This is a genomic window from Rhizobium sp. BR 315, from assembly GCF_050577975.1.
Classification (GTDB): Bacteria; Pseudomonadota; Alphaproteobacteria; order Rhizobiales; family Rhizobiaceae; genus Rhizobium; species Rhizobium miluonense.
Window position 1 is genome coordinate 201,798 of sequence record NZ_JARWKZ010000002.1, and the last position, 13,146, is coordinate 214,943.

A 13,146-nucleotide genomic window follows, 5' to 3' on the forward strand; every position below is an offset into this window, starting at 1 on the left:
GCTTACGCAGCTATGGAATCCAGGCCGGTCGGGGGACACGGAATGCTTCTTGATGATCTTACCGCGCTTGGCCGATCCGGCTTGCGTGTCAGTCCGCTTGCCCTGGGAACCATGACTTTCAGCGAAGGCCTCACTTGGCAGGCTGGTACAAACGGGCCTGCGGCCATCCTGGATCGTTATCTCGCTCTCGGCGGCAATTATCTCGACACCGGCAGAGGAGATGCAAAACCGGGGGCTCAGACGATTGTCGGCAACTACCTCGAGCGGACATCGCCCAGGCGCGAGCGGCTTGTCATCGGCGCCAAGTTCGGTGTCGATCAGCAGGGTGCCGGGCCTGGCCGCAAATCCATCATAGCAGCGTGCGAAGCGACGTTGCGACGGCTGCGCACGGATTATCTCGATCTCTTTTGGCTCGATAATTGGGATATGCAGGTCCCTCTCGACGAAATACTGTCGGGATTGAACGATCTCATACAGTCGGGAAAACTGCGCTATTTCGGTATTTCCGATGCCCCGGCCTGGAAAGTTGCGCATGCGCAGCTGATTGCGCAATTTCACGGATGGGAGCCGTTCATCGGCCTGCAGATCGAATATTCGCTGGCCGCGCGGCTGTTTGAAAGCGAGCTCATTCCGATGGCGCGTGGAATGGGGCTCGGCGTCGTCTCGCATTCGCCGCTGAATGGCGGCCTCATCAGCGGAAAATACACACGCAAGAATATCGCAAACCTCGAAACCGACCGTGCCTCGCCGTTTGCGCGGCATCCCGACGAGCAGCGTCTCGAAATCGTCGACGCCCTGATCCGTATCGCTGCCGAACTCGACACCACCACCGCCCGTGTCGCCCTTGCCTGGGCCCTGGCGCGGCCCGCCGTGTCGTCGACCATCATCGGTGTCCATACTCTTGAGCAGCTTGACGATGACCTGGGTGCGCTCGATGTTCGGCTATCGCCCGAGCAGACGGCAACGCTCGATGTGCTGACGATTCCAGTTTATTCGCTTGATCTGCCGCAGATCTTGAAAGATGCGGCGCCATCCTTCTGTGTCGACTATGCCACGATGAAGCGCAGGCTCTCCTGATTCCTTTCGGGCTTGCCTTTGCTGCGCGCGTTTCGTCTTCTCTTTTCGGCTGATCGTCCTATCTAAGCCCGCAATGGCAATAGGAGGAGCGGCATGGGTGACGGGCTGCTGCCGCCGAATGTCGATCGCAATGTAGCCTCGGAACCCGCTGCCCGGTCGAGCGGTCGTATGGTCCTGCCTGACCATGAGGCACGATTTTCTTGGAAGACCGATGCCGAGATGGGCGAAAGGCTGCATCTTTTCAGGAAGGCGATCCGCCATCATCTTGCCGCGCTTTACGGAAAGATCGAGGTGAAGGCAGCTTCTATCCGGTTCTATTCGCGTAATTGGCGGAAGAACCTGCATTCTCGGCGTCAAAAAAGCTACTTTATACTAAGGCAATAGTACTTTCTGCCCTGTAAGCTCAGGCATTGCTGCCCTATTTCCCTGTTCGTGGCCTTGGTCGAAGGCCAGCGCTTTTTTTTTGAGCAAGCTGAGGAGACAAGACAATGGATAAAAACCGTGTCGTAGGTGCCGCCAAGGAGGCAAGCGGCTCGATCAAGGAGGCCGCAGGAAAGCTGATCGGCAACGATCGGCTCCGGTTTAGAGGCACTGTCGAAAAGGTCGAAGGGAAAATCCTCGTCAAAGTCGGCAAGGCCAAGGACGCCGTCAGGAAACTGCTTCGCTGACGCCGATCAGCATGTGAATTCCCATTCCTGCGATCCCACCGAGGCTCATTAATGCTTTTCCTGCGCAAGCTTTCATCGCTGACGACATTGCCGGATAGCCGAGCGACCTGTGCTGCCATCCGCAGCCTGATTGCCTATGCCGATGGGCTCGAGGGCTCGCGCATCGACGTTACCGCGATCGAGGGTGCGATCGTGCTGTCCGGTGTGGCATCCTCCAATGGGGCGCGCGAACGGGCGCTTTGGATTGCCGGCGAGTACGCCGGAGTTCGCATTGTCAACAACATCGCCGTCCGCGCCGATCAAGAACCTTCAGGCCAGTCCGAGATCGGCGTCTAGCCGCGCAAATGCGGGCCGGACTGGTCATGGTGCTCAAACTGTCGAAGGAGACGTCATGAGAAAGATCTTTATTGTGGCCGCGGCTGTTTCCGTTGCCTTTGGTTCGGCGGCTTCCGCTGCCAGCACCCATCATCCCGCCAAGAAAGAGTCGGCGCAGGTCGCCTCCCAGCCGAAGGAACGTCTTGGAACTCTCTCCTGCGAGGTGGCAGGCGGCGTCGGCATGATCATCGGCTCCAACAAGAAGGTCAGTTGCACCTTCAAGCAACGAACCGGCAAGGTCGAGCGCTATGTTGGCTCGATCGGCAAGCTCGGTATCGATGTCGGAGTCACCGGCAAAAGCTATTTGAGCTGGCTCGTGGTCAATACCGCTCCTACGCGTGTCGGTGATGGCGCCCTCGCCGGCACCTATGTCGGAGCGTCTGCCGGTGCTTCGGTAGGTCTTGGTCTAGGCGCCAACGCCCTGGTCGGCGGCAATTCGAAGAACTATGCGCTGCAACCGCTGAGCGCAGAGGCCGGAACCGGTCTCAACGTCGCGGCCGGTGTCTCCCGGCTGGAGCTGAGTGCCGTGCGATGACAGACGATCGCCATCGGTTTTAGGCGGACATAATGCCTCCGTGCGGAAACTGCACGGAGGGCGACAGGATGATCCGGACGCGATCTGAATTATGTCGCGTCCGAATGTTTTGTGCCTTACATCAAGCGATGTCGAAGCGGTCGGCGTTCATCACCTTCGTCCAGGCCGCCACGAAGTCGTGGACGAACTTCTGTCCGGCGTCGGCCTGGCCGTAGACTTCGGCGATCGCACGCAGCTGCGAGTTGGAGCCGAAGACGAGATCGGCGCGGGTAGCGGTCCACTTGACGTCGCCCGTTGCGCGATCGCGCCCCTCGAACACGTCCTTCGCGTCGGAGACGGCCTTCCACTCCGTGCTCATGTCGAGCAGGTTTACAAAGAAGTCGTTGGTCAGCGTTTCCGGGCGCTTGGTGAAGACGCCATGCTGGGTCTGGCCGACATTGGCGTTCAGCGCACGCAGGCCGCCGATGAGGACCGTCAGTTCAGGAGCGCTCAACGTCAGCAGCTGCGCCTTGTCGATCAGCAGCTCTTCCGTGGAGACGGTGTAGGCCTGCCGCTGATAGTTGCGGAAGCCGTCGACGATCGGCTCGAGAACGGCGAATGCTTCGACATCGGTCTGCTCCTGCGACGCATCCGTACGGCCGGGAGCGAAGGGGACGACCACGTCGTGACCGGCCTTCTTTGCAGCCTGTTCGATGGCGACAGAGCCGCCGAGAACGATCAGATCGGCAAGCGATACCTGCTTGCCGCCGGTATGGGCGTCGTTGAACTTCGCCTGGATGCCTTCGAGCGTCTGGAGCACGGAAGCCAGCTGAGCCGGCTGGTTGGCCTCCCAGTCCTTCTGCGGCGCAAGACGGATGCGTGCGCCGTTGGCGCCGCCGCGCTTGTCCGAACCGCGGAAGGTCGATGCCGAAGCCCAGGCGGTGGAGACGAGCTGCGGGATGGTCAGGCCAGAGGCCGCGATCTGGCCCTTGAGTGCCGCGATATCGTTGGCGTCGATCCGAGCGTAGTCAGCATCCGGGATCGGATCCTGCCAGATGAGCTCCTCGCTCGGCACTTCCGGGCCAAGATAGCGGGCGCGTGGACCCATGTCGCGATGCGTCAGCTTGAACCAGGCGCGGGCGAAGGCGTCGGCAAACTCATCCGGATTTTCGAAGAAGTGGCGCGAGATCTTCTCGTAGGCCGGGTCGAAGCGCAGGGCAAGGTCCGTGGTCAGCATGGCTGGTGCATGGCGCTTGGACTTGTCGTGTGCATCCGGTATCGAGCCGGCGCCGGCGCCATGCTTCGGGGTCCACTGATGGGCGCCGGCCGGGCTCTTGGTCAGTTCCCAGTCATAGCCGAACAGGTTCCAGAAGAAGTTGTTGCTCCACTTGGTCGGCGTCGAGGTCCAGGTGACTTCGAGACCGCTGCCGATCGCGTCGCCGCCTTTGCCGCTGCCATAGCTGCTCTTCCAGCCGAGGCCCTGTTCTTCGATGCCGGCCGCTTCCGGTTCCGGGCCGACGAGGGCTGCGTCACCTGCGCCGTGGGTCTTGCCGAAGGTATGGCCGCCGGCGATCAGCGCGACGGTTTCCTCGTCGTTCATAGCCATGCGGGCGAAAGTCTCGCGGATGTCGCGGGCGGCGGCAAGCGGATCGGGATTGCCGTTCGGGCCTTCCGGGTTGACGTAGATGAGGCCCATCTGCACGGCTGCGAGCGGATTTTCGAGGTCACGATCGCCGGTGTAGCGCTTGTCGGCGAGCCAGGTGTCTTCCGCACCCCAATAGATATCCTCTTCAGGCTCCCACACGTCTTCACGACCGCCGCCGAAGCCGAAGGTCTTGAAGCCCATGGATTCCAGCGCGACGTTACCGGTGAGGATCAGGAGGTCGGCCCAGGAGATGCTGTTGCCGTATTTCTGCTTGATCGGCCAGAGAAGGCGGCGGGCCTTGTCGAGATTGACGTTATCCGGCCAGCTGTTGAGCGGAGCGAAGCGCTGCGTGCCGGAGGAGGCGCCACCACGGCCGTCGCCCGTACGATAGGTGCCGGCGCTGTGCCAGGCCATGCGGATGAAGAGCGGGCCATAATGGCCGAAGTCGGCCGGCCACCAATCCTGCGAATCCGTCATGAGCGCGACGAGGTCCTTTTTCAGGGCCTCAAGATCGAGCTTCTTGAACTCCTCGGCATAGTCGAAGCTCTTGTCGAGCGGGCTGGATAAGGAAGAACCCTGATGGAGAATTTTGAGGTTCAGCTGGTTCGGCCACCAGTCGCGGTTCGATCTGGCCGAGACGCTTGTGTTTCCGTGCGGAAACGGACATTTGCCTGTATTTTCAACCTTTGTATCCATGACTTTCTCCCTTGGATGCCTTGAATTGTACTGCCCGAAAAAGGGTATAGGTTCCCCTCGGGAAGCAATGTGGGATCTTTCGTTGTTCCGGCTTTCCGCAAAGCGGATCACCTTGAAACAAAACACGATTCCATGCCCGGATTTCAGATCGATCCGGGCATCGATGAATTCTCTCAGTCAAAGCTCCCAATGTGAGCTGCGTATGACATACGGCGGCATCTCACCGCTGCTGCACGCACTCTAGCCAAGCTATTCGATTAATTTAAGTTGGATTTCCTGATGGGTGCGATAAGGTGAGGTTATGATAAATCTCACCCTCAAGCAGCTGCGCTATTTCGAAGCCTTGGCAAAGCATGGCCATTTCGGACGTGCGGCCGATGTTTGCGCCATTTCTCAGCCTGCCCTCTCGATGCAGATCAAGGAACTGGAGGAGCAGCTTGGCACCGACCTCTTCGAAAGGGGCGCCCGCCAGGTCCGGCTCACCAATTTCGGCGAGGCGTTCGCCGAACGCGTCCGCGAGATTTTGCGGTCGGTCGATGAGCTGGGGGATCTCGCGCGTGCCTCCCGCAGCCAGCCGGTCGGCCGTTTGAGGATCGGCATCATCCCGACCGTCGCGCCCTATTTGCTGCCGACCATCATTGGCAATCTCACCAGCATGTATGACGGTCTCGACATTCATGTGCGGGAGACACTGACGTCGAAGCTGGTCGAGGAACTGGCCGAAGGCCGGCTCGATACGGCCATCGTCGCTCTGCCTGTATCCGAGCCGTCCCTGACGGAAGTGGCACTTTTTGCTGAGAACTTCGTGCTGGTGCGGCCAAGCGAGGACGAGGGCAAGCCGGTGCCCAATCGCGAGGCGCTGCGCGAAATGCGGCTGCTGCTTCTCGAGGAGGGGCATTGCTTTCGCGATCAGGCCCTGTCCTTCTGCAACATACAGTCGGCGCTGCCGCGGGAGCTTATGGACGGCAGCTCGCTATCGACGCTGGTGCAAATGGTCAGCGCCGGCATCGGCGTCACCTTGATCCCGGAGATGGCTGTTGCGGTTGAGACGCGATCTGCCTCGGTATCGGCGGTGCGTTTCCAAAGTCCGCAGCCTTCACGGACGATCGGCATGATCTGGCGCAAGACAAGCCCCTTGGCCAAGCAGCTCATGCGGATTTCGGAAGTCGTTCGTCAATCGGCCGAGGCGATGCGCGAGCAGCACGATTCGATCTGGCGCACACAGGATTTTGCCGTTGGCGGTCTAACGCCCCCGCCTGTGCAGGGCGGCGTCGATGATGCTTTATCGTCCGGAGATCCCTGATTGCGCCCCGGAATAGCTGCTTTCGCCGACGCGGCGTGGGAAAAAATCCGAACGAGGTTATTTCTTTTCCACAAGCGCAGAGATTTCAAACGATTAAAGTAATTTTAATCGTTTAAATTTTTTAATGCCTTGATTTACAAAGAAACTCTTCCATGTCATCCCATTATCGCATGACAATGGAGGTCGTGATGCAAGAGTTCGAAAACGTACGAAATGAGATTCCTACGTATGTGATTGATCGCCTGGAAGGCGAATGGCGGCTGATGCAGGCTCAGGACTCGCAGCTGAAGACCGGGCTGCGGACGCAGACCCGGGAAAACACAGCCCCTGCCACGACCGACCGTTTCGGATCTCTGGATAAGTGACGGGTTTCCAGGGATCGGCGTTGACCGCGCCCTGCTAGGCCGAGACTTTCAAACCGCGCTTGGCGCCACACTTCTTCCCATTACCTCGCAGCGAAATTCGGATCAGCTCTGACCATTGGTCAGGGCTGTCGTTCCGCTGCGCAGGTTTGGGCCGGCAGGAGATGTTACTGTCTTAGGCGTCGAGATAGCGCTCGGTCAGCCGCGCCCACATGGCGGCGCCGGCCGTGAGGCTTTCATCGGCGAAATCATACTTTGCGCTGTGCAGAACCGGCGAGTTGACGCCATTGCCGAGGCGCAGGAAGCTGCCGGGCTTGTGTTCCAGGAAGTAAGCGAAGTCTTCGCTGCCGGGAATGAGGTTGCATGTGGAGACCTTGTCGGCACCGACCAGCTCTTCTGCTACTGTGCGTGCCAATTCGGTTTCCTTCTCCGAATTGACGACGACCGGATACCCGCGGATGTAGTCGATATCGACGCTGGCGCCATAACCTTCGGCAACAGAGTGCGCGAGCTGGCGGATTCTTGTCTCGAGGAGTTCGCGGATCTTCGGATCGAAGGAGCGGACACTCAGCGCCATCCGGGCGCTTTCGGGGATAACGTTCGAAGCTTCGCCGGCGTGGATGGAGCCGACCGTCACGACGGCCGTCTGCGTCGGGTCGATGCTCCGGGCAACCACCGTCTGCAGGCTGACGACGAGGTTACAGGCGACCACGATAGGATCGATAGTCAGATGCGGACGCGAGGCATGGCCGCCCTTGCCCGTTATGGTAATCTCGACGGTATCGGCCGCCGCCATCAATGGTCCCGAGCGCATCAGCCAGCTGCCTTCCGGCGCGCCCGGATGATTGTGCAAGCCAAAAATCGCGTCAAAGGGAAAGCGCTCGAACAGGCCGTCCTTGATCATGGCTTGGGCACCGCTCACCGCTCCGGCTTCTTCGGCGGGCTGGAAGATCAGGTTCACCGTGCCGTTGAACCGGCGGGTGCGGGCGAGATATTCGGCAGCCCCCAAAAGCATGGTCGTGTGGCCGTCATGGCCGCAGGCATGCATCTTTCCAGGCGCCTTGCTGGCATAGGGACGGCCGGTCTGCTCGAGGATCGGCAGCGCGTCCATGTCGGCACGGATGGCGATGCTCTTCTTGCCGGCTCCAGCCGTCAGTCGTGCGACGACGCCATGGCCGCCGACATTGCGTGTCACCTCATAACCCCAGGATTCCAGCTTTTCGGCGACGAAGCGCGCGGTTTCGGCCTCCTCGAAGGAGAGCTCGGGATTGGCGTGCAGATGCTGGCGGATGCCGGTCAATTCGGCCTTCATCGGTTCGAAGTCCGACAGGCGTGCGAAGTCGTTGTCGAGGGTCATGGCCACTCCAATGGTTTGTTTGAGCCGCGCGCACTATGAATCTGGGCGCGGCGGCTCAAAATGGGATCGATACCATCGCGCTAGATGAAGCGCGACAGGAAGCTTCTGGTGCGGGGATGCTGCGGATTGCCGATCACATCTTCCGGCTTGCCCTGCTCGACGATCTTGCCGCCGTCCATGAAGACCACCCGATCGGCCGCTTCGCGGGCAAAGCCGATCTCATGAGTGACGACGATCATCGTCAAGCCTTGGCTGGCAAGGTCGCGCATGGTGGCGAGCACCTCGCCGACCAGCTCCGGGTCGAGCGCGGAGGTCGGCTCGTCGAACAGCATCAGCTTCGGCCTGATGGCCAGCGCCCTGGCGATCGCCACGCGCTGCTGCTGGCCGCCGGAAAGCTGTCGCGGATAGTTATCCGTTTTGGCCGAAAGCCCGACGCGATCGAGCAGTGTCCGCGCATTGTCCGTCGCTTGGCTGCGGCTCTCGCCATGGATGCCGATCGGCGCCTCGATGACATTCTGCAGCGCCGTCATATGCGGATAGAGATTGAACTGCTGGAACACCATGCCGATCTTGCGCCGTTGCAGCGCGATGGCGTGATTGGACAGCTTGACGAGCCGACCCTTGTTCAGCCGGTAGCCGATCTGCTCGCCGTCGACTTCGATCGATCCGCGATTGATCGACTCCAGATGATTGATGCAGCGCAGGAAAGTCGACTTCCCGGAACCGGAAGGGCCGAGGATGACGACCACTTCTCCGGGGGCGACGTCGAGGTCGATGCCTTTCAGCACCTCGAGGTGCTCGAAGGATTTGTGGACGTTGCGGGCGCGGACGAGGGGCGACAAATTGACGTTGGCGTTCATTGGCCCGCCTCCTGCGCCGGTACGAGCGCCGGCGTGTCATCCTTTGCGGGCTTAGCCGCCGCGGAGCGACGGTCGCTACGGCTGTAATGACGCTCGATGTAGCTCTGGCCGATGTTCAACACCGAGGTGATCAGCAGATACCAGATCACTGCGACCAGCAGCATCGGGACCACTTCGAAGGTGCGGTTGTAGATCGACTGCACGGAGTAGAGCAGGTCGGCCATTGCGATGACGCTGACGAGCGAGGTCGCCTTGATCATGCTGATGAGCTGGTTGCCCGTCGGCGGCACGATGGAGCGCATGGCCTGCGGGATGATGATGCGGCGCAGAGCGCGGATGCGGGTCATGCCGAATGCCTCGGCGGTTTCGAACTGGCCCCTGTCGACCGAAAGCAGGCCGCCGCGGATGATCTCGGCCATGTAAGCCGCTTCGTTGAGCGCCAGGCCGGCGATCGCTGCCGTCATCGGGCTGATGACGGAATTCGTGTCCCAGCTGGCGAAGGTCGGGCCGAAAGGGATGCCGATCGACAATGTCGGGAAGAGTGTAGAGAGATTGTACCAGAAGATCAGCTGCACGAGCAGCGGCGTGCCGCGGAAGAACCAGATGAACAGGGAAGCAAGCGAGCTTGCCAGCGTGTCCTTCGATAGCCGGGCGATCGCTAGCAATAGGCCGAGCACGATGCCGAGGGCCATGGCGACGACGGTCAGCCCAAGCGAAACATAGAGGCCGTCGATGACAACGGGGTCGAAGAAATACTGGGCGACGACATGCCAGCCGAAGTTTTCGTTATGGGCGATTGACCAGGCGCAATAGGCTGCGATCAACAGCGTTACAACCCAGGCCGCCACACGGCCCTTCGGGAACGGTGTGTGGGCATTCGCCACATCCCGCTCCGCCGCATCGCCAGATGGCGATGCGATGTTTCCGGTATTCGTGCTCATTTTGGCAATATCCCGCCAAGATTAATACCGGGTTCCTTGATCATGTTGTTCTCAAGGCCCCATTTCTTCATGATGGCGGCATAGGTGCCATTGTCCATCAGAACCTTGACGGCATCCTTGAGAATCGGTCCGAGCGGCGAGCCTTTCGGCACGACGGCGCCCTGATAGAGATCTTCGAAACCGTTCTTCTGGCCGACGCCGGTCAGCTCCAGCTGACCGTTTGCCTGCGAGACGAAATAGGTGAGCGGTGCCTGCGAGGAGAAGAAGGCGTCGGAACGCTTGGAGCGGACGGCGAGGATCGAGCTTGGCTGGTCGGTGAAGGACTGGACCTCGATCGCACCCTTGCCGCCGGTCTTGCACTTCTCGGCCTGCACCTGGATGACCTTTTCGGCCGAGCCGCCGGCCATGACGGCGATGCGCTGGCCGCAGGCGCTATCAAGCGAGGTGATGCTCTTTGGGTTGCCTTTCTGGACGGCGAAGACGACGAACTCCTGCACCCAGTCGACGAAGTCATTGGCCTCCTCGCGGCTCTTGAAATCGCCGATCGGGCCGAAGGCGAACTGATAGCGGCCAGAATTGATGCCTGCGAGAATGGCAGGCAGGCCGCTGACGCTCTCATGCTCGATCTTCACACCGAGCACCTCGCCGATCGCATCGGTCAGATCGGCGCTGGCGCCGGTCAACTTGGTACCGGTGACGATTTCATAGGGAGGGAACGAGCCGTTGTTGACTGAAATCATTTTGCCTGATGTGCGAATGGCTTCCGGCAGCTTGGCCTGCAGATCCTTGTTGATCGAAAGTTTCGGCAAGCTGGCATCCTGCGCAAAGGCCGAGCCCCACATCATCAGGCTTGCCACGGCGAGGTAGCTCATTTTCTTCAGCGACATGTTCATTCCCCTTTTTTGCTTTGTGTCTCTGATTTTTCAGTCGATGATCAGGCAGCGCTCGTCCGGCTGCCGTCGACGTCGAACGGGAAAAGTTCCTCCGGCGTCATCAGGCGCGGCAGGATACCCTGCACATGCAATTCCCCAGCGAAGTCGGCGATCATCTTGCGGTTGGCGGCAAAGCCGCTCGCATCCCAACCCTCGGGCAGCTCGGATGCCGATTTCAACAGCTCGTCGAGCATGAAAGGCGTCGTGTCGGCATATTTGCGCCGCTTGCTCAGCCAGATGCGCTGCGATTCATCGAGGAGGGCACTCAATTCGGCGACGACCCAGGGATGCTCGGCGACGATGTCAGCCTTCAATCCGATCAGGTGCATGCCTGGTACATAGCCCACATCGGCAAAATAGCGATGTTCGGCGGCGCGGAAATCCGAAAGGACCTGACGGAAACCGGAATTGCCGGCAAAATAACCATCCGGCATGAAGGGTGTGAAGATTGCGTCGAGCAGGCCTTCCTTCAGCAGATCGACCATCGGTCTCTCGCCGGGTGCTGCCTCGATCCGGCCGGGACGGCCGAAACCGTCGAGGCGATCGGTGATCGGATGGGCTTCGGTGAGGCGGCCGGCATACCACATGGCATCCTCGACGCCGACGCCTTCTCGGCGAAGTGCGGCGCGTGTCCAGGTGTTACCCGAGTCGCGCCAGCCGGTGACGCCGATGCGCTTGCCTGCCAGCTGAGCAAAGCTCGTGATCGGGCTGTTCTTCGTGGTGATGACACAGCGATGGCGGAAGCCGCGCATGATGAAGTTCGGCATGCCGACCACGCTCTCGTCGCCATCGATGCGCATCTGCGTATAGCGGCTGAACGAGGTTTCAGCTGCGTCATAGGCGTCGCTCTTGCCGACATGCGAGATCAGCGTGCCGACCCGGTCGACCTTGAGGTCGAGTTTCGGGGAGGAGACATCGCCGAGGACCAAAGGCGTAATGTAGTCCCAGTCGCGGAGGGCAAGGCGGAGAGTAAGGGGCATGAAATTCACTCGCGGGAAAACTTGTTTTCTAAGTGAGTAAATGTTCAATATGTGCCGATCAAATGTTATTACGTTATTGAACATTAAAAGTGGCGCAGGAATGAGCGGAAATCGAGACGCGGCGTGGTTTGCCGAAAAATTGAACGATCGGACAATCCGTGGCATCGCACTGGAGACGAGCGCGCTCATTCGCGCCGGCGCGCTGCCTGTTGGTACGAAGTTGCCGCCAATCCGCGATCTCGCATTCGCGCTCGGGATAAGCCCGGCGACCCTGTCCGAAGCATGGAGCGAGCTCCGGCGTCAGAAGATCATCAGCGGCCGCGGCCGGAACGGTACATGGGTCAGCGGCGATCGCTTCGTTGCCCAGCCGGCGCGGCTCGCCAGCGTCGGTGATTATGGCTACGACGCCCTGAACCTCACGGCGGCCGTTCCCGACGTTAAGCTGCTGCCGAAACTGGAAGCGGCCATGGCCTATGGCGCATCAGCCGAAAATCTCAACAGCTATGAGCGCAGCCGTATCCTGCCGGAACTGGAAGAGCAGGTCAGGACGACCTGGCCCTACGAACCGGAGGCGTTCCTGGCGACCAATGGCGGCTACAACGCCGTCTATACCCTGATCAATGCGCTCGTCATGCCGGGCGCTGCCGTTGCGATCGAAGACCCGACCGGCATGCGCCTTCTCGATATTCTCGAGGATCGTGGTGCACGCATCATTCCGGTAAAATGCGATGAGGAGGGCCCGCTGCCGTCTTCGCTGGAGGAGGCGCTGAAATATCGCCCGGTCGCTTTCATCTTTCAGCCGCGCATCCATGCCGTCACTGGTCAGAGTGTGAGCGCGGCGCGCATGGCAAGCATGGCCGAGATTCTTCGGGACAAGGACACATTGATCGTGGAGGACGATGGTATCGCCGATATCTCGACGGCGCCGCGCCATTCGATGGGACATCTCTATCCCGATCGCGTCATCCATGTCCTCTCTTACTCGAAGACGCATGGGCCGGATCTGCGGCTTGCGGTGCTGTCGAGTTCGCGGGCGATCGTCGATCAGATCCAGTCCTATCGCAGCTTCAGCTCCGGCTGGACGAGCCGAATTCTCCAGGCGGCCGTTGCCTGGTTGCTGCGGGATGAGGCAACGGCGGTATGCCTCGATCATGCCCGGCAAATCTACCGGGGGCGTCGGGCCGGCCTGATCGACGCTCTCGGCGAGCGCGGCGTGGAAGCGCGACATGGGGGCGGACTATGCGCCTGGATACCCGTATCGTCAGAGCCTTTCGCAATGGTAACGCTTGCGGCGCGGGGCATTGCCGTGCATCCCGGCGCCAAGTTTTCGATCCTGCCCAGCAGCCATTTGCGCGTCGCGACGGCCAATCTCTCGGAACGGCGCAAAGAGGTTGCGGACGCAATCGCACTGGCCGCAGTTCATACCTGAACGACGG

General features: G+C 60.5%; 14 protein-coding genes. 8 read left to right on the forward strand and 6 right to left on the reverse strand.

The genetic code is table 11. The features are described 5' to 3' along the window. The first annotated feature begins 42 nt into the window (after nucleotides 1-42). The 5 genes from QD409_RS03445 (at nucleotide 43) to QD409_RS03465 (ending at nucleotide 2,655) form a co-directional block, all read left to right on the forward strand. Nucleotides 43-1,077, forward strand: coding sequence for an aldo/keto reductase (locus QD409_RS03445; RefSeq protein WP_092845572.1), 1,035 nt, complete (start codon nucleotides 43-45; stop codon nucleotides 1,075-1,077). Between the two features lie 93 nt (nucleotides 1,078-1,170). Beyond that, nucleotides 1,171-1,461: a hypothetical protein gene (locus tag QD409_RS03450; protein WP_092845574.1), complete on the forward strand. Its 291-nt coding sequence runs from the start codon at nucleotides 1,171-1,173 to the stop codon at nucleotides 1,459-1,461. 104 nt (nucleotides 1,462-1,565) lie between these two features. Next, entirely contained in the window at nucleotides 1,566-1,745 is a 180-nt protein-coding gene (locus QD409_RS03455) for a CsbD family protein (RefSeq protein ID WP_092845576.1), read from the forward strand. Between the two features lie 51 nt (nucleotides 1,746-1,796). Further along, nucleotides 1,797-2,081 carry a BON domain-containing protein gene (locus QD409_RS03460; protein WP_092845578.1) on the forward strand — a complete coding sequence of 95 codons (285 nt, stop codon included), beginning with the start codon at nucleotides 1,797-1,799 and terminating at the stop codon, nucleotides 2,079-2,081. 55 nt (nucleotides 2,082-2,136) lie between these two features. After that, nucleotides 2,137-2,655 (forward strand): DUF992 domain-containing protein, encoded by a 519-nt coding sequence (locus QD409_RS03465; protein ID WP_092845580.1) that lies wholly within the window; start codon nucleotides 2,137-2,139, stop codon nucleotides 2,653-2,655. Nucleotides 2,656-2,776: 121 nt separating this feature from the next. Here the strand turns inward: QD409_RS03465 and katG are convergent, their stop codons facing one another. Then, nucleotides 2,777-4,975 carry a catalase/peroxidase HPI gene (katG, locus tag QD409_RS03470; protein ID WP_092845582.1) on the reverse strand — a complete coding sequence of 733 codons (2,199 nt, stop codon included), beginning with the start codon at nucleotides 4,973-4,975 and terminating at the stop codon, nucleotides 2,777-2,779. Nucleotides 4,976-5,276: 301 nt separating this feature from the next. On the opposite strand from katG, the gene QD409_RS03475 reads away from it, so the two are divergent. Both QD409_RS03475 and QD409_RS03480 read left to right on the forward strand, forming a co-directional pair. Then, on the forward strand, nucleotides 5,277-6,278 hold the full coding sequence (locus QD409_RS03475; protein ID WP_092845584.1) for a hydrogen peroxide-inducible genes activator: 1,002 nt from the start codon (nucleotides 5,277-5,279) through the stop codon (nucleotides 6,276-6,278). Between the two features lie 188 nt (nucleotides 6,279-6,466). Continuing rightward, entirely contained in the window at nucleotides 6,467-6,643 is a 177-nt protein-coding gene (locus QD409_RS03480) for a hypothetical protein (RefSeq protein WP_245297942.1), read from the forward strand. 172 nt (nucleotides 6,644-6,815) lie between these two features. On the opposite strand, the gene QD409_RS03485 is transcribed toward QD409_RS03480, so the two are convergent. The 5 genes from QD409_RS03485 to QD409_RS03505 all read right to left on the reverse strand — a co-directional run bounded on the left by QD409_RS03485 (nucleotide 6,816) and on the right by QD409_RS03505 (nucleotide 11,710). Beyond that, complete coding sequence (locus QD409_RS03485) at nucleotides 6,816-7,997, reverse strand: M20 aminoacylase family protein (RefSeq protein WP_092845588.1); 1,182 nt, start codon at nucleotides 7,995-7,997, stop codon at nucleotides 6,816-6,818. Nucleotides 7,998-8,077: 80 nt separating this feature from the next. Then, the gene (locus tag QD409_RS03490; protein WP_092845590.1) at nucleotides 8,078-8,857 is read right to left on the reverse strand and encodes an amino acid ABC transporter ATP-binding protein; all 780 of its coding nucleotides are present in this window, start codon (nucleotides 8,855-8,857) and stop codon (nucleotides 8,078-8,080) included. After that, entirely contained in the window at nucleotides 8,854-9,798 is a 945-nt protein-coding gene (locus QD409_RS03495) for an amino acid ABC transporter permease (protein ID WP_092845592.1), read from the reverse strand. The genes QD409_RS03490 and QD409_RS03495 overlap by 4 nt, the downstream gene beginning before the upstream one ends. Further along, nucleotides 9,795-10,685, reverse strand: a complete 891-nt coding sequence (locus tag QD409_RS03500; protein ID WP_092845668.1) for an ABC transporter substrate-binding protein — start codon at nucleotides 10,683-10,685, stop codon at nucleotides 9,795-9,797. The genes QD409_RS03495 and QD409_RS03500 overlap by 4 nt, the downstream gene beginning before the upstream one ends. A gap of 47 nt (nucleotides 10,686-10,732) precedes the next feature. Beyond that, the gene (locus QD409_RS03505) at nucleotides 10,733-11,710 is read right to left on the reverse strand and encodes a nitrate ABC transporter substrate-binding protein (RefSeq protein ID WP_092845594.1); all 978 of its coding nucleotides are present in this window, start codon (nucleotides 11,708-11,710) and stop codon (nucleotides 10,733-10,735) included. A gap of 100 nt (nucleotides 11,711-11,810) precedes the next feature. On the opposite strand from QD409_RS03505, the gene QD409_RS03510 reads away from it, so the two are divergent. Further along, nucleotides 11,811-13,139, forward strand: coding sequence for a PLP-dependent aminotransferase family protein (locus QD409_RS03510; RefSeq protein ID WP_092845596.1), 1,329 nt, complete (start codon nucleotides 11,811-11,813; stop codon nucleotides 13,137-13,139). Nucleotides 13,140-13,146: the final 7 nt, after the last annotated feature.

Excerpts from the sequence above, each read along its gene's own strand:
- QD409_RS03475 (WP_092845584.1), top strand. The coding sequence starts at position 5,277 with ATGATAAATCTCACCCTCAAGCAGCTGCGCTATTTCGAAGCCTTGGCA.
- QD409_RS03490 (WP_092845590.1), bottom strand. The coding sequence starts at position 8,857 with ATGAACGCCAACGTCAATTTGTCGCCCCTCGTCCGCGCCCGCAACGTC.
- QD409_RS03445 (WP_092845572.1), top strand. The coding sequence starts at position 43 with ATGCTTCTTGATGATCTTACCGCGCTTGGCCGATCCGGCTTGCGTGTC.
- QD409_RS03495 (WP_092845592.1), bottom strand. The coding sequence starts at position 9,798 with ATGAGCACGAATACCGGAAACATCGCATCGCCATCTGGCGATGCGGCG.
- QD409_RS03465 (WP_092845580.1), top strand. The coding sequence starts at position 2,137 with ATGAGAAAGATCTTTATTGTGGCCGCGGCTGTTTCCGTTGCCTTTGGT.
- katG (WP_092845582.1), bottom strand. The coding sequence starts at position 4,975 with ATGGATACAAAGGTTGAAAATACAGGCAAATGTCCGTTTCCGCACGGA.
- QD409_RS03510 (WP_092845596.1), top strand. The coding sequence starts at position 11,811 with ATGAGCGGAAATCGAGACGCGGCGTGGTTTGCCGAAAAATTGAACGAT.
- QD409_RS03455 (WP_092845576.1), top strand. The coding sequence starts at position 1,566 with ATGGATAAAAACCGTGTCGTAGGTGCCGCCAAGGAGGCAAGCGGCTCG.
- QD409_RS03450 (WP_092845574.1), top strand. The coding sequence starts at position 1,171 with ATGGGTGACGGGCTGCTGCCGCCGAATGTCGATCGCAATGTAGCCTCG.
- QD409_RS03480 (WP_245297942.1), top strand. The coding sequence starts at position 6,467 with ATGCAAGAGTTCGAAAACGTACGAAATGAGATTCCTACGTATGTGATT.
- QD409_RS03505 (WP_092845594.1), bottom strand. The coding sequence starts at position 11,710 with ATGCCCCTTACTCTCCGCCTTGCCCTCCGCGACTGGGACTACATTACG.
- QD409_RS03460 (WP_092845578.1), top strand. The coding sequence starts at position 1,797 with ATGCTTTTCCTGCGCAAGCTTTCATCGCTGACGACATTGCCGGATAGC.
- QD409_RS03485 (WP_092845588.1), bottom strand. The coding sequence starts at position 7,997 with ATGACCCTCGACAACGACTTCGCACGCCTGTCGGACTTCGAACCGATG.
- QD409_RS03500 (WP_092845668.1), bottom strand. The coding sequence starts at position 10,685 with ATGTCGCTGAAGAAAATGAGCTACCTCGCCGTGGCAAGCCTGATGATG.